Source organism: Bradyrhizobium sp. B039, from assembly GCF_038965675.1.
Taxonomy (GTDB): Bacteria; Pseudomonadota; Alphaproteobacteria; order Rhizobiales; family Xanthobacteraceae; genus Bradyrhizobium; species Bradyrhizobium diazoefficiens.
Window position 1 is genome coordinate 6,347,786 of the sequence record NZ_CP152416.1, and the last position, 16,673, is coordinate 6,364,458.

Below are 16,673 nucleotides of genomic sequence, written 5' to 3' on the forward strand. Positions count from 1 at the left end.
CCAGACGGGCAAAGGCGAGCATTGAGGGAGGTCAAGGACTGGCCCCGCGCTGTCATTCTATGGATAGTTCGATCGGAGCGGTTCGCCCCGGAGAGACTGATGCGTGCGATGGTGTTGGCTGCCCCGCGAGCACGGCTGCGGATGGAGGAGCGCCCCGATCCAATCCCCGGCGAAGGTCAGATCCGGGTGAGAGTCAGCGCCTGCGGCGTCTGCCGGACCGATCTTCACGTCGTCGACGCCGAATTGCCCGACATCCGCTACCCGATCGTACCTGGCCATGAAATCGTCGGCCGTATCGATCTCGTCGGCCCCGATGTCGCAACGCATGCGCTGGGTGACCGGGTCGGCATTCCCTGGCTCGGGTTCACCTGCGGAAACTGCCGGTTTTGCCGGGAGGGCATGGAGAACCTCTGCGACCGCCCGCTCTTCACCGGTTATACAAGGGACGGCGGCTATGCAACGCACGTGGTCGCCGATGCGCGCTATGCCTTTCCGCTGGGCGAGGCCGGCGACGACGTGGCTCTCGCCCCTCTGCTGTGTGCAGGCCTGATCGGCTGGCGTTCGCTGGTCCTCGCCGGCCAGGCTGAGAGGCTGGGCATCTACGGCTTCGGCGCCGCCGGCCATATCGTCGCGCAAGTCGCGGTCTGGCAGGGGCGCTCTGTCCACGCGTTTACACGGCGCGGCGATCTGGCCGCACAGGACCTCGCCCGCCGGCTCGGCGCCGTCTGGGCGGGCGCCTCGGACGAAATTCCCGACACACCGCTCGACGCCGCCATCATCTACGCCCCCGCCGGCGAGCTCGTGCCGGCCGCGCTGCGCGCCGTTCGCAAGGGTGGCCGCGTGGTCTGCGCCGGCATCCATATGAGCGACATTCCGAGCTTTCCGTACGACCTGCTCTGGCAGGAACGGCAGCTGATCTCCGTTGCCAATCTCACCCGACAGGACGGTCTCGATTTTCTCAGGATCGCTCCGCAGGCGGGCGTGCGCACCGAGACGACCGCATTCCCGCTCGATCAGGCCAACGAAGTTCTGGACATGCTGCGGAATGGACAGATTCTTGGCGCCGCCGTGCTCAGACCCTGACCTTATCTCGGAATACCAGCTTCGATGACAGACGAAACGGCTGCCCAGGAACGGATCTTCACGGCGCTCTGCGCGCATCCGGGCGTGATACGGATCGATACGCATGCCGCGTCGGTGTTTCTCGACGGCGGCCGCGCGCTGAAGATCAAGCGGTCTGTCCGATTTCCGTTCCTCGACTATTCGACGCTCGAGAAACGCAAGACGGCCTGCGAGGAGGAGATCAGGATCAACCGGCCGCTGGCGCCGCAGATCTATCACCGCGTCGTGGCGATCACCGAGGAGCCGGACGGATCGCTGCAGGTCGACGGCCGCGGCCGGCCGGTCGAGTATGCGGTCGACATGTCCCGCTTCGACGAAACCCGGACGCTGGATCATCTGGCGAAGGCCGGCCCGCTGGATGCGAACCTCGCCTCGGCTGCCGCTGATGCCATCGTGGCGTCGCACGCGATGGCACCTCGCGCCGACGGCACGGCATGGGTTGCCTCCATCCCCGGCCTCGTCGATGGAAACGGCGACGGCTTGCGGAAGGGCAACCATCTCGAAGCCGAAGAGATCGAGCAACTCGGCGAAGCCTCGTACACGATATTGCAGCGCCTGCGGGCGCTGCTCGAAGAACGCGGCCGTCAGGGATACGTGCGCCGCTGCCACGGCGACCTGCATCTTGCGAATATCGTTGCGATCGACGACCAGCCGGTGCTGTTCGACGCGATCGAGTTCGATGCGAGAATCGCAACTGTCGACGTGCTCTACGACCTCGCGTTCACGCTGATGGACCTGCTGCACCATGGTCAACCGCTCGCAGCCAATATCGTCCTGAACCGGTATCTCGCCGCAACGCCGCCCGAAAACCTCGATGCGCTCTCGGTCCTGCCGCTGTTCATGTCCATTCGCGCGGCAATCCGCGCCCAGGTGGCGCTGGCGCGGCTGACGCGGCCCGATGCCGACCGGACAGGAATTCTTCACGAGGCGCACCGCTACTTCGATCTCGCCCGGGCTCTGATCCACCCGCCCACCCCGCGCCTGATTGCAGTCGGCGGACTATCGGGCACCGGCAAGTCCGCCCTCGCCCGCGCGCTGGCACCCAACGTCGCGCCGCAACCGGGAGCCGTCGTGCTGCGCAGCGACATCATTCGCAAGCAGCTGTTTCAGGTGGAACACACCCACCGGCTGCCGCCGTCCACGTACCGGCCCGAGGTCACGGCACGCGTCTACGAGGTCCTGGTGCAGAGCGCCCGACAGGTGCTGGCGCAAGGCCATTCCGCAATCGTCGATGCCGTCTTTGCAAGCGAATCCGAACGGGAGCAACTGGCCGCCATGGCCCGCCAATGCAACGTGCCGCTGAGCGGACTATTCCTCGTCGCCGACCTCGCGACCCGTCAGGCGCGCATCGGCAGCCGCCACGGGGATGCCTCCGACGCCACGCAAGAGGTTGCTGCGCAGCAAGAGCACTATAATATCGGCCATGTCGGTTGGGCGACCATCGATGCATCCGGGACACAAGAGCAGACGCTCCAGCGCTGCCGGGACGCAATCGCAGGGCAAAATAAGGCAATCTGATTGACGCGGGCAAGGATGTCGCAACCCACCACGAGTTCGACCGCGACCGCGCGCGCCAAGCCGGCGACGCGGCGCAATGCCCTGCCCGGCCGCCTCAGCCCCGGCATGGCCTGCGATACGGCGTTCCGGATCATCGCCCGCCGCCACCTCGGTGCGGTCCTTGCCCAGCACGACGGCACTTGCCGCGGCGATCCCGACGCGCTGCACCAGATCCGCATCGCACTGACGCATCTGCGCACCGCCATCCGCTTCTTCTCGCCCATGGTGGACGACACGCTGCGGCCGAACGTCTGGGCCGAGCTGAAATGGCTCAACAGCCAGCTCGGCCTGGTGCGGGATCTCGACGTGGCGATCGAGCGGGTCGTCGCCGAGAGTGGCGACGAGCTCGCCGTGATCGCCGAGCTCCAGCACTGGGACGAGAAGCGCGCCGAGAGCCACCGCCTGCTCGCGCGCGCGCTGCAATCCGCGCGCTACAAGCGCTTGGTCGAGCAGACCTCGGCGTGGATCGAGAGCGGGCCTTGGTCGACCCGGCGCAGCAAGGAAGCCGTCAGGTTGCGCCGTTGCTCGCTCGCCGACCACGCGACGGCGCGGCTGACCGAGTGGGAAGAGACGCTGCTCAGGAAGGCCAGGAAGCTGCGCAAGCTCGATGTCGAGAAGCGACACAGGTTGCGGCTTCTCAACAAGCGGCTGACCTATTCGATCGAGTCGCTCACGGACCTGTTCGATGACGATTCCCTGACGAAGCAGAAGTCCATCCTCAAGCAATTGCGCAAGGCACAAAGGTCCCTCGGACAATTGAACGACGATGCGCGCGGGCAAGCGCTGGCAGCGTCGTTGAACGGCGCCGGCCCCGAGGCTGGCATTCGCTTCCTCGACCGCAAGCGGGAAAAGAGGCTGCTGCGAACCGCCTCTACGGCCTACCGGAAACTCGACAAGGCCAAGCCCTTCCGCTCGTCAGACCTTGCGCCGAGCGCGGAGCCTGAGGATTAGGTGTGGACGTAGTCTCCCGGCGCGTCGGGCAGACCGTCAGCACCCCCGACACCGATCGACGGTGGATCACAGGGCTCACCTGAGCGCGCCGCCAGCCATTGGGCCCATTCCGGCCACCACGATCCCTCAACACGCGGCGCCAGCTTCAGCCACTCGTCCGGGCCGACATACGGCGCATCCGCGGCCTTGGTCATGACCTGATAGGTGTGCCAGGGCTCGTCAGGAGGCGCGACGACGCCGGCATTATGGCCGCCGTTGGTCAACAGGAAGGTTACGTCGGCATCAGCCTGATAGTGGATCTTGTAGACGGATCGCCACGGCGCCACGTGGTCGGCGAGCGTGCCCACCACAAACATCGGCGCGTGAATGTCGGAGAGCGAGACGCTCCTGCCCTCGACGCGATAGCGGCCTTCGGCCAGATCGTTGTCGAGGAACAGCTTGCGCAAATACTCCGAGTGCATGCGATAAGGCAGCCGCGTGGCATCGGCGTTCCAGGCCATCAGATCGCTCGGCTGCGAACTCTCGCCCATCAGATAGTCACGCGACAGCCGCGACCAGATCAGCTCGTTGGAGCGCAGCAGCTGGAACGCACCGGCCATCTGTGTCGTGTCGAGATAGCCGCGCTGCCACATCATGTCTTCGAGGAAGGCGACCTGGCTCTCGTTGATGAAGAGCGTCAATTCGCCGGCCTCGGTGAAGTCGGTCTGGCCGGCAAGGAGCGTGATGGTGCCGAGACGGCCATCGCCGTCGCGCGCCATGGCCGCCGCGGCGATCGACAGCAACGTGCCGCCCAGACAGTAGCCGAGCGCATGGGTCTTCCGATCGGGCATGATCCGGCCGATCGTGTCCAGCGCGGCCATCACTCCCAGCTTGCGATAGTCGTCGAAGGCAACATCCCTGTCCTTCGCATCCGGATTGCGCCAGGAGATCGCGAACACGGTGAAGCCTTGACCGGTCAGATACCGGACCAGGGAATTTTGCGGCGACAGGTCGAGGATGTAATACTTCATGATCCAGGCCGGCACGATCAGGATCGGCTCGGGTCGCACTTGCGCGGTCGTGGGATGATACTGGATCAGCTCGATCAGATCGTTGCGGTAGACGACCTTGCCGGGCGTAGCTGCCACCGTCTTGCCGACGACGAACTGCTCGTCACCCGCCGGCTTCGAGACAGAGAGCAGCCGCATCAGATCGCTGCACCAGTTCTGCCAGCCGAACACAAAATTTTCGCCGCCGCTCTGGAACGCCTTTTCGAGAACCTGCGGATTGGTGGCCGCGAAATTCGACGGCGCCAGCATGTCGAGCATCTGGCGTACCGAGAACTCGACGACGGCTTCGTTTGCATGCGACACGCCACGCACGCCGGTCGTGGCATCGTGCCACCAGCGCTCCGACAGCAGGAACGCCTGCGCAAGCAGATTGAACGGCGCGGTCTCCCATTGCGGGTCCTTGAAGCGACGATCGCGTCCCTGCGGCTCAATCACGGACCACGGCTTTTGCGAGGTCGCGTGCGCGACGGCTTGCAGGAGCATACCGGTATCGCGAAGACCGTTACGGAACATCTGCATCCGGCGCTCCGGCGCCGCGGCAAGATGCGTGCTCCAGTCGAGCCAGGCGAGCGACAAGGCCACAGGCGAAATCCCGCCCGTGAACCGCGCCAGCACCGCATGAAACGCGCGGTCGAAAGGGTACGGCTCCGATGCAGGCAGGGAATTGGCGACGACCGGCTTCTCAGGGATCCTTTCGGGGATCTTCGCAGGGGCTTCGGCAGCCGAATTGGCGGGGAGAGCCTGTGCCGGCGGCTCTTCGGCCCGTGGAAATACCTTCACGACGCTCATGGCTGAATGATCCTGCGGGCTTCTGGTCTATGTCGGCAGCAGGATATGGCGACGCTTCCGATACGTGTTGAGCTGCATCAAATCTGGGCACGGATCACAATTGCTCAACCAGGGAGAAGCGGCCTGGATCGCTTGACCTGAGTCAAACCACACCCCGACGGCCGGGCTAGGCTTTGCGCATTGAAATTCGACAAGCCAGCGGAGTCGTCCATGCGCGCCCATCAGATCATGACCCGGTCGGTCATCTCGGTCACCCCCGATACCAGCATCGTCGAGGCGGCCAACATCATGCTGAAGCGGCACGTCAGCGGCCTCACGGTGGTCGACGACACCGGCAAGCTCGTCGGCGTCGTCTCGGAAGGAGACTTCATCCGCCGCAGCGAGATCGGCACCGGGCGCAAGCGGGGGCGCTGGTTGCGGTTCATCCTCGGTCCGGGCAAATCGGCCAGCGACTTCGTCCACGAGCACGGCCGCAAGGTCTCGGAGGTGATGACCGCCTCGCCCGTGACCATCACCGAGGACACGGCACTCGCGGAGATCGTCGACCTCATGGAACGGAACAACGTGAAGCGCCTGCCGGTGGTACGCGGCGACATGGTCGTCGGGATCGTGTCCCGCGCCAACCTGTTGCAGGCTGTCGCAGGGCTCGCCCGCGAGGTGCCGGATCCGACGGCCGATGACGATCATATTCGCAACCGCATCATCGATACCATGGAGAGGAACGATTGGTGCCCGTTCGGACTCAACGTCATCGTTCGCGACGGCATCGTTCACCTCAGCGGCGTCATCACCGAAGAACGCGCACGGCAGGCCGCGGTCGTCGCGGCGGAGAACGTCGAGGGCGTGAAGAAGGTGCACGACCATTTGTGCTGGGTCGACACCATGTCCGGCGTTTATCTGAACTCGCCCGAGGACGACGACCTCGCCAAAGCGAGCTAACAAGGCAAGCTGAGGAAGCAACCGCGGCTCAGCGGGGAATGACGGCGGTGGCCTCGATCTCGACGCGCGCCGCCTTCTCGACCAGCCGTACCACCTGAAGCAGCGCCATCGCCGGATAGTGCGCACCGAAGACGGCACGGTAGATCTTGCCGAGCTCCTTCAGGTTCGCGAGGTATTCGTCCATGTCGACGACGTACCAGGTCAGACGCACGAGATGCTCAGGGCATGCGCCGGCCTCAGTCAGGATCGCGGCAATGTTGCTCAGGGCCTGCTGGACCTGCGCGACAAAGCCGTCCGCGAGACGCTCTTCGGCATCCCAACCGATCACGCCGCCGGTGACGACGATCCGCCCGTCGGCGGCCATGCCGTTGGCGTAGCCTTTCGGCACCGGCCAGCCGGCCGGCTGGAGGATCTGCGCCGCCGAAAGCGTGACCTTCTCATCGGCGGTCGACAGCACCGCGAGCTGCGGGCCTTTCGGCGTTGTCACGGACAAATTCTCCGTCCTTCCCTCATTCTGCCGCAACGCCCGACGACGTCGCCGCAGCCTGAGCCAGTTGGCGCAGGGCAAAACGCTTCAACTTGCCGGTCTCGGTCTTCGGCAATTGCGTCACAAACTCGATCGCGCGCGGGTACTTGTAGGGCGCGATCTCGCGTTTGACATATTCCTGCAACTCGGCCGCAAGTTGAGCATCCGGCGCTACGCCGGGCGCGACGATGATATAAGCCTTCACGATCATTCCGCGTGCCTCGTCCGGTGCGCCAACCACACCGCACTCGGCGACGGAGGGATGCGTCAGCAGCACCGCCTCGACATCAGTGCCTGCGATGTTGTAGCCGGCCGACACGATCATGTCGTCGGAGCGCGACTGGTACCAGAAATAGCCGTCGTCATCCATCAGGTAGGTGTCGCCGGTGATGTTCCAGCCATTCTGGACGTATCTGCGCTGCCGTTCGTCCGCGAGATAGCGGCACCCGGTCGGACCGCGAACCACGAGGCGGCCCATCGTCCCAGTCGGGACGTCATTGCCGGCGTCGTCGACGATCTTCGCCTCATAACCCGGCACTGGCTTGCCGGTTGCGCCCGGACGGATCTCGTCCTCGGTCGCGCTGATGAAGATGTGCAGCATCTCGGTCGAGCCAATGCCGTCCATCAGCTTGATGCCGGTGGCCTTGAACCAGGCATCGAATGTCGGCTTGGGCAGTGTCTCGCCAGCGGAGACGCACTTGCGAAGCGAAGAAATGTCCCGGCCCGGAAGCTTGCCGATCATGGCGCGATACGCGGTCGGCGCGGTGAAACAGACCGTGGTCTTGTACTGCTCGATCGCCGTCAGGATGTCGTCCGGCGTCGTCTTCTCCAGCACGACGAAGGAGGCGCCGATATGCATGGGGAACAGCACGCCGCCGAAGCCGAACGTGAAGGCGAGCGGTGCGGAGCCGACGAAACGATCCTTCTGCTCGGCGCGCAAGATGTTGCGCGCGTAGCCGTCGCAGACGGCCAGCATGTCGCGGTGGAAATGCATGGTGCCCTTGGGATCGCCGGTCGTGCCCGACGTGAAGGCGATCAGGCAGACGTCGTCGGAGGCGGTATCGACGGCCTTGAACTCCGGGCTTGCGTCGGCGATCAGCGCCTCGAGCGAGTCGGCCGCGCCGTTACCCCAATAGACGGCCTGCTTGAGACCGGGCGCCGCGGCTTTCGCCTTCTCCATCTCGTCGGCGAGCTTTCCGTCGCAGAGCGCCAGCGTGATCTCCGCCTTCTGGATCGGATAGGACAGCTCCTTGGCGCGCAGCAGCGGCATCGTCGCGACGCAAATGCCCCCGGCCTTGATCACCGCAAGATAGGTCGCGACCATCATCGGATTGTTGGCAGAGCGCAGCAGCACGCGCCCGCCGGTCACGAGACCAAGCTTGCCGACCAGAACATTGGCGATGCGATTCACGAGTGCTTGCAGCTCGCGATAGCTGTAGCTGACCGCGGGGCTGATGACGCAAGGCGCGTCGCCATGGCCCTCTTCGACCCAGCGATCGAGGAAATAGCCGACGCAGTTCAATCGCGGCGGATATTGCAGCTCAGGCCGCGTGAAGATGAAATCGGGCCACAGCTCGCGCGGCGGCAGATGTTGCCGTGCGAACGTATCGACATGGGCCGTCGCAGCATTGCCGTCAGACGAGCCCGACATTTGAACCTTGGCGGCGTTGGCCATCGCACGCTCCTTTGCGCATGGAAGCACCCGGCAGCACTAACTGCGAAACATTTTAGGCTTAAAACAATTTGGCGCAATAGTGGATTTTGGGCATCCCGTGCATTTTCCTGCGGCAAGGTGGGATTGGCGGGCGCATCGGCCCGCGGGACCTACGCCCGGCGGCGGCCAGCCGACTTCTGCGCCGACGCCTTGGTCTTGGCGAGGAGCCGCATCAGCTCGCGCACATCCTTCGGCGTCAGGTCGGCGAAGAGATCGGCGATCCAGGTCTCGTGTTCCGCCGCCATCCGGCGAAACTCGGCGCGCCCGAGCTTTGTCAGGCGGATCACCTGGACCCGGCGGTCGGTCTCCGACGTGCGCCGGTCGAGATGGCCGGATTCCACCAGACGCTCGACGAGGCCGGTGACGTTGCCGTTGGAAACCATCATGCGCTTGGAGACATCGGACAGCGTCATGCCATCGGGCGCCTTGTCGAGCTGTGCCATCAGATCGAAACGGGGCAGCGTGACGTCGAACCGCTGCCGCAGGCGGCCGCGGACTTCGCCCTCGATCAGGGTCGTGCAGGTAAGCATACGCAGCCACAGCCGAAGCTCTTCGGCGTGGTCCTCCGGCGTCTCGACGGCCTTGGTCTCGGAATCAAGCATCTGATGCAGTCATTGACGGCAGGCTTTGGCGCCAGCACGGATTCCCAACGTTTTGAGCTTCAAATAAATTGAAGCCGGCCGCAAGTCCAAAGCTGCAGCAATCGACCGCACGTCGATTTCTTTAGGCTTCAAGTAATTGGCGCGCCGCTTGCATGCTCGCTGCCTCGCGAGATGGCGGCGTCTTGAGCTTTGCTTGCCGCGGCAGCCATCATCGGCATAAGCTTGTATTGGAGTACGCGGCTTGCAGCGCAGGCCCTGATGTCACGGGGGACAGACCATGAAGACGCAAACGACCTTGGCCGCAGCCGCCTTGCTGCTCGGCACGGCAATGAGCCCCGCCCTCGCCCAGGAGAAGATCAAGCTCGGTGTGATCGTGACCCTGTCGGGACCCGCCGCCGCGCTCGGCCAGCAGGTTCGCGACGGCTTTGCACTCGCGGTGAAGGATCTCGGAAGCAAGATGGGCGGCCGCGATGTCGAGGTCGTGGTGGTCGACGACGAGCTCAAGCCGGACGCAGCGGTGACCAAGGTCAAGGGCCTTCTGGAACGCGACAAGGTCGACTTCGTGGTCGGGCCGATCTTCTCCAACATTCTCCAGGCGATCCACCGCCCCGTGACGGAATCGAAAGTCTTCCTGATCAGCCCCAATGCCGGCCCGTCGACCTTTGCCGGCAAGGACTGCAGCCCGTTCTTCTATGTGACCTCGTACCAGAACGATCAGGTTCACGAGATCCTCGGCAAGGTCGCGCAGGATCGCGGCTACAAGCGCATGTACCTGATGGTGCCGAACTATCAGGCCGGCAAGGACTCGGTCGCCGGCTTCAAGCTCGACTACAAGGGCGAGATCGTCGAGGAATCCTACATGCCGCTGAACACGCTGGACTTCCAGCCGGAGCTTTCCAAGATTTCCTCGCAGAAGCCCGATGCGCTCTTCACGTTCATGCCGGGCGGTCTCGGGGTTAATCTCGTGAAGCAGTACAGGCAGGCCGGCCTTGCCGATAGCATTCCGGTGCTCTCGGCTTTCACGGTGGATGAATCGACCCTGCCGGCGCAACAGGACGCGGCCGTCGGCATGTTCGGCGGCGCGAACTGGGCACCCAATCTCGACAATCCCCAGAACAAGAAATTCGTCGCGGCCTATGAGGCTGCCTACAACGGCGTGCCCGGCACCTACGCCTTCCAGGCCTATGACGCCGCCATGCTGATTGACAGCGCCATCAAGGGCGTGAAGGGCGACCTCTCCAACAAGGACGCCGTTGCGGCTGCCCTGAAGAAGGCCGACTTCACCTCGCTGCGCGGCGCCTTCAAGTTCAACACCAACGGCTATCCGATCCAGGATTTCTACCTGACCAAGGTCGCCAAGCGTCCGGACGGCAAGTTCCAGACCGAGATCGTCCAGAAGGTGTTTGAGAACTACGGCGACCGCTATGCCAAGGACTGCAAGGCGGTAAACTAAGCCGCATCGCGTTACGGGAGGACTGCAATGAAGAGCGAAATCACCGGCATCACACGGGCCAATGAGGGCATCCAGGGCATTTCCTGGAACATCCTCGGCCAGACCTATGTGCCGAAGAGCTATGCCGAGAACAGCTTCTCCTGGCACGCAACGCTGCCGCCGGGCACATTCGTGCCACCGCACATTCATCCCGACCAGGATGAGTATCTCTACATGCTGGAGGGCAAGCTCGATTTCATGCTCGGCAATTCGGAGTCACAGGCAACCGCAGGCGACCTGATCCGCCTCGGCATGGGCGTGCCGCACGGCATCTTCAACAAGTCGGAGCAGACCGCAAAAGTGCTGTTCTGGGTGGCGCCGAGCCGCAAGCTGTTCGACCTGTTCTGGGGCCTTCACAACATGAAGGAGCAGAAGCCTGAGGACGTGGTGGCGATGGCCGCCGAGTTCAACATCCACTTCCTGCCGCCGCCTCCCGGCGGCTAGCGGCACGGCCCCGGAAAAGCGCGCGGCGGTTTCCCGGAAGGTCTTGCTCAATCAAAAACCAAAAGGGCGATGATGGTTCATCGCCCTTTTGCGTCTCAGGCGCGCACCGCCGCGAGCCCCGGCACCGCAGCGAAGCCGGCCTTGGTGGCATAGCCGCGCACGATCGCCTCACGCTGGGAATAGCTCAGAACGTTGTCGACATTGTCGAAGCCATCAGGCGCAAGCTGCTCGACGGCGTCGATGACCCCTTCGGGGCCGCCGCGCCGGTTGGAGCGAACGATATCGGCGGTCATCGGCAAGCGCTTCTTCTCATATTCGACCAGCGCCTGACGCGGATGCTCGGCGCGCACCAGCGCGTCGGCAAGGCACCGCGCATCGAGGATCGCCTGCGAGGCGCCGTTCGAGCCGACCGGATACATGGGATGCGCGGCATCGCCGAGTAGCGTGACGCGTCCCGAGGACCAATAGGGCAAGGGATCGCGGTCGCAGGTCGGATATTCGTAGAACTCAGGCGTTGCCGAGATCAGGCTTTTCACATCGATGTAGGGCACCGAGAAGCGCGCCACATGCGGCATCAGTTCCTCGCGCCGGCCCGGACGCGACCAGTCCTCTTTCCGCGGCGGCGGCGCATTGCCCTCGCCGACCTTCACCAGCACCGCCCAATTTGTGAGACGGCTCGCGGGGCTCGAGCCCTCCGCGATCGGGTAGATCACGACCTTGGCGTTGAGGCCACCGGCCACGATCATGGATTTGCCGGTGAGGAACAGCGGCCAGTCGCGCGCGCCGCGCCACAGCATCAGGCCGTTCCAGCACGGCGGTCCTTCGTTCGGGAACAGCGTGTCGCGCACGCGCGAATGGATGCCATCGGCACCGATCAGGATATCGCCGCGCGCCGTGTGGATGTGTGCGCCTGAGCGATCGAAGAAGAAAGCCGTAACGCCGCCTTCGTCCTGCGTGAACGCACCAAGACGGCAGCCGGTGTGGATTGCCTCCGCCCCGAGCCGCTCCTCGACGGCGCGATGGATGACGCCCTGAAGGCGACCGCGGTGGATCGAGAATTGCGGCACGTCGTGCCCCGCGTCGATGCCGCGGGCTTCGCGCCAGACCTCCTGGCCATGGCGGTTGAGGTAGTAGAGCTGATCGGTGCGGATCGCGACGTCGTCAAGCTTTTGCAACAGGCCAAGGCCGGCAAGCTCTCGCATGGCGTGCGGCAGCGTGTTGATGCCGACACCAAGCTCGCGAATGGTGTCGGCCTGCTCGAAAACCTCGCAAGCGATGCCGCGCGAGCGCAGCATCAATGCCGTGGTGAGACCTCCGATACCGCCACCGACGATAATCGCCTTCATCGCCCTTACTCCACTCGAAATACGCCAGGCAATGGGGTTAACGTCGCATGGGCGGTCACTCCGCCGCAAGCGGCTTTGTCGCCTCCACCTTGAGCTTGGCCGGGGTCTTGGGCTTAGCCTTAATTCTCAGCTCCCAATTTCGCGCAAGTCCCCCATTGCTGGCCCCTCCACGGGTAAAAGCAACCGCCTTAGTCGCCCCTGAAGACCGGCTTGACCTTGCTGGCGAAGGCCTGGAAGGCACGCTCGAAATCCGCTGTGGTCATGCACAGGGCCTGAGCAACGGCCTCCGCCTCGATCGCCTCCTCCACCGACATCGCCCATTCCATCGCCAGCATCCGCTTGGTCATGGTGTTGGCGAAGGTCGGCCCTTCGGCGATCTGCTTTGCCAGGAGCTGCGCCTGGGGCAGCACCTGCTCCGGCGTGACGATGCGGCTGAAGAAGCCCCAGCGCTCGCCCTCCTCCGCGGTCATGAACCGGCCGGTATAGAGCAGCTCCGAGGCCCGGGACTGGCCGATGATCCGCGGCAGGATCGCGCACGCCCCCATGTCGCAGCCGGCGAGGCCCACCTTGTTGAACAGGAACGCGACCTTGGCCCCGCTCGCGGCAAGGCGCATGTCCGACGCCATGGCGACGATCGCACCGGCGCCCGCGCAGATGCCCTCGACCGCGGCCACGATCGGCTGAGGGCACGCCCGCATCGCCTTGACGAGGTCTCCCGTCATGCGGGTAAAGGCAGTGAGCCCCTTGGTATCCATCTTCACGAGCGGGCCGATGATCTCGAACACATCGCCGCCGGACGAAAAGTTGCCGCCGGCACCGCTGACAACGATCGTCTTGACCGCATCGTCGAACGCGCAGGCGCGGAAGAAATCAGTGAGCTCCCGGTAGCTCTCGAAGGTCAGCGGATTCTTCCGCTCGGGACGATTGAGCGTCACCGTGGCAACGCCGTCGACCACGGCCAGCAGGAAGTGCTGCGGCGAATAGTCCGCGAGCGGCAGGGTCACGGGATTGGCTGGTCTGCTCATACGATCTCCTTAGCTTCCTTGTTCCGGGCCTGCGTCGCGCACGCTAGATCTCACCGCCGGCAACGGCAATCGCCTGCCCCGTGATCGCACCGGCACCCTCGCCGCACAACCAAAGCACGGCGTCGGCCACCTGCTGAGGCGAGATCAGCCGCCCTTGCGGGTTGTGCTTGGCGAGCTCGGCGATCGCCTGCTCGCGGGTTCGCCCTGTCTTCTTCATGATGTTTTCGATGCTGCCGGCGACCAGATCGGTGTCCGTGAAGCCGGGACACACCGCATTCACGGTCACGTTGCTGCCGGCCATCTCGAGGGCGAGCGAGCGCACGAGACCGACCACTGCATGCTTGGCCGCGGTGTACGCGCTAACATAGGCGTACCCCTTCAGCCCCGCCGTCGACGCCACCGCGACGATGCGGCCATAAGGGCGATCCTTCATCCCCGGCAGTACGGCGCGAACGGCATGGACCACGCCCATGAAATTGACGTCCATCATGCGCGCAAACAGGGCGCTGTCCGATTTGGAGAACGGTGCGGACTCCGCACTGCCCGCGTTGGCGATCAGAATGTCGATCGGCTTTCGCGCATGCGCCTCCACGATGGCTGCTTTCAGCGCAGCTTCGTCCGAGACATCGGCGACAGCTGCAGAATGCGCCGCTCCCGCGCGGACCGCCTCGTCCAGAACTGCGGCATTCCGGCCGAGCACCGTCACGGTGGCGCCGGCGCCGACGAGGGATGCTGCAATCGCGCGGCCGATTCCACGGCCGCCACCGGTTACCAGTGCGTGCGGCGAGTGCGGCAATCCGGACATGCGCTGGCTCCTTGGGATCTGCTGATCGTGCCTCCGATATATTTTAACCTTCAAACTTTTGCAACGACGGCGCCAGTCGACGTCGCGAAAGCCCACGCGGGAAAGACCGGCCCGAAAATTGCTTTAAGTATAAAATTATCTCTTTCCATCGACGATAGGCCTGTTAGCATCGCCGGGCCCAGCAAGAGGATATCGCGTGCCGCAACCTGCGCCGATGATAACAAAGGACGGACGCTTCGCCTATGAAGCCGCCGGCGATCCGGGCGCGATACCCTTGATTTTCCTGCATGGGATTGGCGGCGCGGCGCGCGCCTGGCGGCACCAGCTTGCCACATTCGGCGACCGCTTCCGCGCGATCGCATGGGACATGCCGGGCTATGGCGGATCGGCGCCGCTTGCCCGCGTCAGCATCGCTGCCCTGGCCGATGCGCTCCAGCAATTCATCGAGCAGCTCGGCGCAACAACGCCCATTCTGGTCGGACATTCGATCGGCGGCATGATCGTCCAGAAATGGCTGGAGCAATCGCCGAAACTGGCGCGCGCGGTCGTGCTGGCGCAGACCAGCCCGGCGTTCGGCAAGGCCGATGGCGACTGGCAGAAATCGTTCATCGCAGCACGGCTCGGACCGCTCGATCGCGGCGAGACGATGAGGTCGCTGGCGCCCTCGCTGGTGAAGGAGCTTGTGGGGGACAATCCTGATGCGGAAGGGATGGAACTTGCGCGTGCGTGCATGGGAAGCGTACCCGAAGCGAGCTATCGCGCCATGATGCTGGCCTTGATCGGGTTCGATCAGCGCAGCACGCTCAAGGATATTTCCGTGCCGACGCTGCTGCTGTCCGGCTCCAAGGACAACAACGCACCGGCACCCATGATGGCGAAGACGGCGACCTACATTCCCTCGGCTCAATATGTCGAGCTGGCCGGCGTCGGCCATCTCGCGAACCTTGAACGTCCCGAGGCCTTTGACGAGGCGCTCGGCAAGTTCCTCGACTCCGTCGTTGCAAAACACAGGTGACTGCGCAATGACCATGCAAGTCAGCAAGACGATCGGCGCGAGTGACAAGGTCGTGCTCGATGCACCGATCTTCGATCCCGTCGCGTTCCGCCTGAGCGACGAACAGGCCGGCATCATCGCGCGCGCCCGCGAGATCGGCCAGAGCGTGTTCGCCGGGCGCGCTGCGACCTACGACCGCGAGGCGATCTTTCCGACCGAGAATTATCGCGACCTGCATCGCGTCGGCCTGCTCGGCATCGCCGTCCCCAAGAAGCACGGCGGCCTCGGCGCGAACTACCAGACTTATGCGTTGGCCGCAGCCGAGATTGGCCGCTATTGCGGCGCGACCGCGCTGACCTGGAACATGCATGTCTGCTCCACCCTGTGGTCGGGTCCCCTCGCGGACGATCTCGACATGGACGCGGAGACCCGCGCCGAGCACGAGCGGCGGCGCGCCGTCCACTACAAGCGCATCGTCGAGGACGGCGCGATCTATTCGCAGCCCTTCTCCGAAGGCGGTGCGGCGGCCGCCGGCGGCGTCGCCTTCGGAACGCAGGCAAAGCCCGTCAAGGGCGGCTGGATCGTCAACGGCAAGAAGATCTTTGCATCGCTGTCCGGCCACGCCGACTATTATGGCGTGCTCTGCACCGAAATCGAGGAGGGCCAGAAGGCCTCGCGCCGCAACACGCTTTACGTCGCAATTCTGGCGAAGTCGCAGGGCGTCTCCGTCGTCGGCGATTGGGATCCGCTCGGCATGCGCGGAACTGTTTCGCGAACGCTGCTGTTCGAGGACGTGTTCGTCCCGGAGGATTCCGCGCTGATGCCACGCGGCGTCTATTTCCAGGCCGCGATGCGCTGGCCGCACATGTTCCTGACGCTGTCGCCGACCTATATGGGTCTCGCGCAAGCGGCCTATGATTTCACCGTGCGTTACTTGCGCGGCGAGGTGCCGGGCATGCCGCCGGTCAAGCGACGGATGTACCCGACCAAGCAGATCGCGGTCGCGCAGATGCAGATCAAGCTCGAGCAGATCAAGTCGATCTGGTTCCAGGCCGTCACGGAGGCGCGCGCCAATCCGAGCAAGGAGCAGGTGCTGCGCGCCTACGCCGCGCAATATTCGGTGATGGAGGGGGCCAATGAGCTCGCCGCACTCGCGATCCGCACCTGCGGCGGCCAGGCGATGCTTCGCTCGCTCCCGCTGGAGCGGATCTATCGCGACAGCCGCTGCGGCTCGCTGATGCTGCCCTGGACGGCCGAGCTCTGTCTCGACCGTATCGGGCGCGAGGCGCTGTATGAGGCTGGCGAAACGGACGACTGA

15 protein-coding genes are annotated in these 16,673 nt (G+C 64.4%); 8 read left to right on the forward strand and 7 right to left on the reverse strand.

The genetic code is table 11. The features are described from left to right. The first annotated feature begins 99 nt into the window (after window positions 1–99). Genes AAFG50_RS30205 through AAFG50_RS30215 form a run of 3 tightly spaced genes read left to right on the forward strand, consistent with a single transcriptional unit; the run spans window position 100 to window position 3,630 of the window. Window positions 100–1,083 carry a zinc-dependent alcohol dehydrogenase family protein gene (locus tag AAFG50_RS30205; RefSeq protein ID WP_028174471.1) on the forward strand — a complete coding sequence of 328 codons (984 nt, stop codon included), beginning with the start codon at window positions 100–102 and terminating at the stop codon, window positions 1,081–1,083. Window positions 1,084–1,107: 24 nt separating this feature from the next. Further along, the gene (locus AAFG50_RS30210) at window positions 1,108–2,640 is read left to right on the forward strand and encodes a bifunctional aminoglycoside phosphotransferase/ATP-binding protein (RefSeq protein ID WP_028174470.1); all 1,533 of its coding nucleotides are present in this window, start codon (window positions 1,108–1,110) and stop codon (window positions 2,638–2,640) included. A gap of 15 nt (window positions 2,641–2,655) precedes the next feature. Further along, entirely contained in the window at window positions 2,656–3,630 is a 975-nt protein-coding gene (locus AAFG50_RS30215; RefSeq protein WP_028174469.1) for a CHAD domain-containing protein, read from the forward strand. On the opposite strand, the gene AAFG50_RS30220 is transcribed toward AAFG50_RS30215, so the two are convergent. Then, complete coding sequence (locus tag AAFG50_RS30220) at window positions 3,627–5,468, reverse strand: alpha/beta fold hydrolase (RefSeq protein ID WP_028174468.1); 1,842 nt, start codon at window positions 5,466–5,468, stop codon at window positions 3,627–3,629. The genes AAFG50_RS30215 and AAFG50_RS30220 overlap by 4 nt on opposite strands. A gap of 210 nt (window positions 5,469–5,678) precedes the next feature. Here AAFG50_RS30220 and AAFG50_RS30225 point away from each other — a divergent pair, with 210 nt between their 5' ends. Further along, window positions 5,679–6,407 (forward strand): CBS domain-containing protein, encoded by a 729-nt coding sequence (locus tag AAFG50_RS30225; RefSeq protein WP_011088815.1) that lies wholly within the window; start codon window positions 5,679–5,681, stop codon window positions 6,405–6,407. Window positions 6,408–6,435: 28 nt separating this feature from the next. Here the strand turns inward: AAFG50_RS30225 and AAFG50_RS30230 are convergent, their stop codons facing one another. The 3 genes from AAFG50_RS30230 to AAFG50_RS30240 all read right to left on the reverse strand — a co-directional run bounded on the left by AAFG50_RS30230 (window position 6,436) and on the right by AAFG50_RS30240 (window position 9,249). Then, window positions 6,436–6,900 carry a RidA family protein gene (locus AAFG50_RS30230; protein ID WP_186363042.1) on the reverse strand — a complete coding sequence of 155 codons (465 nt, stop codon included), beginning with the start codon at window positions 6,898–6,900 and terminating at the stop codon, window positions 6,436–6,438. A gap of 16 nt (window positions 6,901–6,916) precedes the next feature. Further along, entirely contained in the window at window positions 6,917–8,608 is a 1,692-nt protein-coding gene (locus tag AAFG50_RS30235) for a benzoate-CoA ligase family protein (protein ID WP_028174466.1), read from the reverse strand. A 149-nt stretch (window positions 8,609–8,757) separates the two neighbouring features. Then, the gene (locus tag AAFG50_RS30240) at window positions 8,758–9,249 is read right to left on the reverse strand and encodes a MarR family transcriptional regulator (protein ID WP_011088818.1); all 492 of its coding nucleotides are present in this window, start codon (window positions 9,247–9,249) and stop codon (window positions 8,758–8,760) included. 277 nt (window positions 9,250–9,526) lie between these two features. Here AAFG50_RS30240 and AAFG50_RS30245 point away from each other — a divergent pair, with 277 nt between their 5' ends. Beyond that, window positions 9,527–10,702 carry an ABC transporter substrate-binding protein gene (locus AAFG50_RS30245; protein WP_028174465.1) on the forward strand — a complete coding sequence of 392 codons (1,176 nt, stop codon included), beginning with the start codon at window positions 9,527–9,529 and terminating at the stop codon, window positions 10,700–10,702. Between the two features lie 27 nt (window positions 10,703–10,729). After that, window positions 10,730–11,185, forward strand: a complete 456-nt coding sequence (locus AAFG50_RS30250) for a cupin domain-containing protein (protein ID WP_011088820.1) — start codon at window positions 10,730–10,732, stop codon at window positions 11,183–11,185. A 95-nt stretch (window positions 11,186–11,280) separates the two neighbouring features. Here the strand turns inward: AAFG50_RS30250 and AAFG50_RS30255 are convergent, their stop codons facing one another. The 3 genes from AAFG50_RS30255 to AAFG50_RS30265 all read right to left on the reverse strand — a co-directional run bounded on the left by AAFG50_RS30255 (window position 11,281) and on the right by AAFG50_RS30265 (window position 14,361). After that, window positions 11,281–12,531, reverse strand: coding sequence for a flavin-dependent oxidoreductase (locus tag AAFG50_RS30255; protein ID WP_028174464.1), 1,251 nt, complete (start codon window positions 12,529–12,531; stop codon window positions 11,281–11,283). Window positions 12,532–12,719: 188 nt separating this feature from the next. After that, on the reverse strand, window positions 12,720–13,556 hold the full coding sequence (locus AAFG50_RS30260; protein WP_028174463.1) for an enoyl-CoA hydratase family protein: 837 nt from the start codon (window positions 13,554–13,556) through the stop codon (window positions 12,720–12,722). A gap of 43 nt (window positions 13,557–13,599) precedes the next feature. Continuing rightward, on the reverse strand, window positions 13,600–14,361 hold the full coding sequence (locus AAFG50_RS30265) for an SDR family oxidoreductase (protein ID WP_028174462.1): 762 nt from the start codon (window positions 14,359–14,361) through the stop codon (window positions 13,600–13,602). Window positions 14,362–14,557: 196 nt separating this feature from the next. Between AAFG50_RS30265 and AAFG50_RS30270 the strand changes: the two genes are divergently transcribed. Then, entirely contained in the window at window positions 14,558–15,376 is an 819-nt protein-coding gene (locus AAFG50_RS30270; protein WP_028174461.1) for an alpha/beta hydrolase, read from the forward strand. Window positions 15,377–15,383: 7 nt separating this feature from the next. Then, window positions 15,384–16,673 carry an acyl-CoA dehydrogenase family protein gene (locus AAFG50_RS30275; RefSeq protein WP_028174460.1) on the forward strand — a complete coding sequence of 430 codons (1,290 nt, stop codon included), beginning with the start codon at window positions 15,384–15,386 and terminating at the stop codon, window positions 16,671–16,673.

Coding starts and splice junctions, on each gene's coding strand:
- AAFG50_RS30205 (WP_028174471.1), top strand. CDS start 100: ATGCGTGCGATGGTGTTGGCTGCCCCGCGAGCACGGCTGCGGATGGAG.
- AAFG50_RS30210 (WP_028174470.1), top strand. CDS start 1,108: ATGACAGACGAAACGGCTGCCCAGGAACGGATCTTCACGGCGCTCTGC.
- AAFG50_RS30215 (WP_028174469.1), top strand. CDS start 2,656: ATGTCGCAACCCACCACGAGTTCGACCGCGACCGCGCGCGCCAAGCCG.
- AAFG50_RS30220 (WP_028174468.1), bottom strand. CDS start 5,468: ATGAGCGTCGTGAAGGTATTTCCACGGGCCGAAGAGCCGCCGGCACAG.
- AAFG50_RS30225 (WP_011088815.1), top strand. CDS start 5,679: ATGCGCGCCCATCAGATCATGACCCGGTCGGTCATCTCGGTCACCCCC.
- AAFG50_RS30235 (WP_028174466.1), bottom strand. CDS start 8,608: ATGGCCAACGCCGCCAAGGTTCAAATGTCGGGCTCGTCTGACGGCAAT.
- AAFG50_RS30240 (WP_011088818.1), bottom strand. CDS start 9,249: ATGCTTGATTCCGAGACCAAGGCCGTCGAGACGCCGGAGGACCACGCC.
- AAFG50_RS30245 (WP_028174465.1), top strand. CDS start 9,527: ATGAAGACGCAAACGACCTTGGCCGCAGCCGCCTTGCTGCTCGGCACG.
- AAFG50_RS30250 (WP_011088820.1), top strand. CDS start 10,730: ATGAAGAGCGAAATCACCGGCATCACACGGGCCAATGAGGGCATCCAG.
- AAFG50_RS30255 (WP_028174464.1), bottom strand. CDS start 12,531: ATGAAGGCGATTATCGTCGGTGGCGGTATCGGAGGTCTCACCACGGCA.
- AAFG50_RS30260 (WP_028174463.1), bottom strand. CDS start 13,556: ATGAGCAGACCAGCCAATCCCGTGACCCTGCCGCTCGCGGACTATTCG.
- AAFG50_RS30265 (WP_028174462.1), bottom strand. CDS start 14,361: ATGTCCGGATTGCCGCACTCGCCGCACGCACTGGTAACCGGTGGCGGC.
- AAFG50_RS30275 (WP_028174460.1), top strand. CDS start 15,384: ATGACCATGCAAGTCAGCAAGACGATCGGCGCGAGTGACAAGGTCGTG.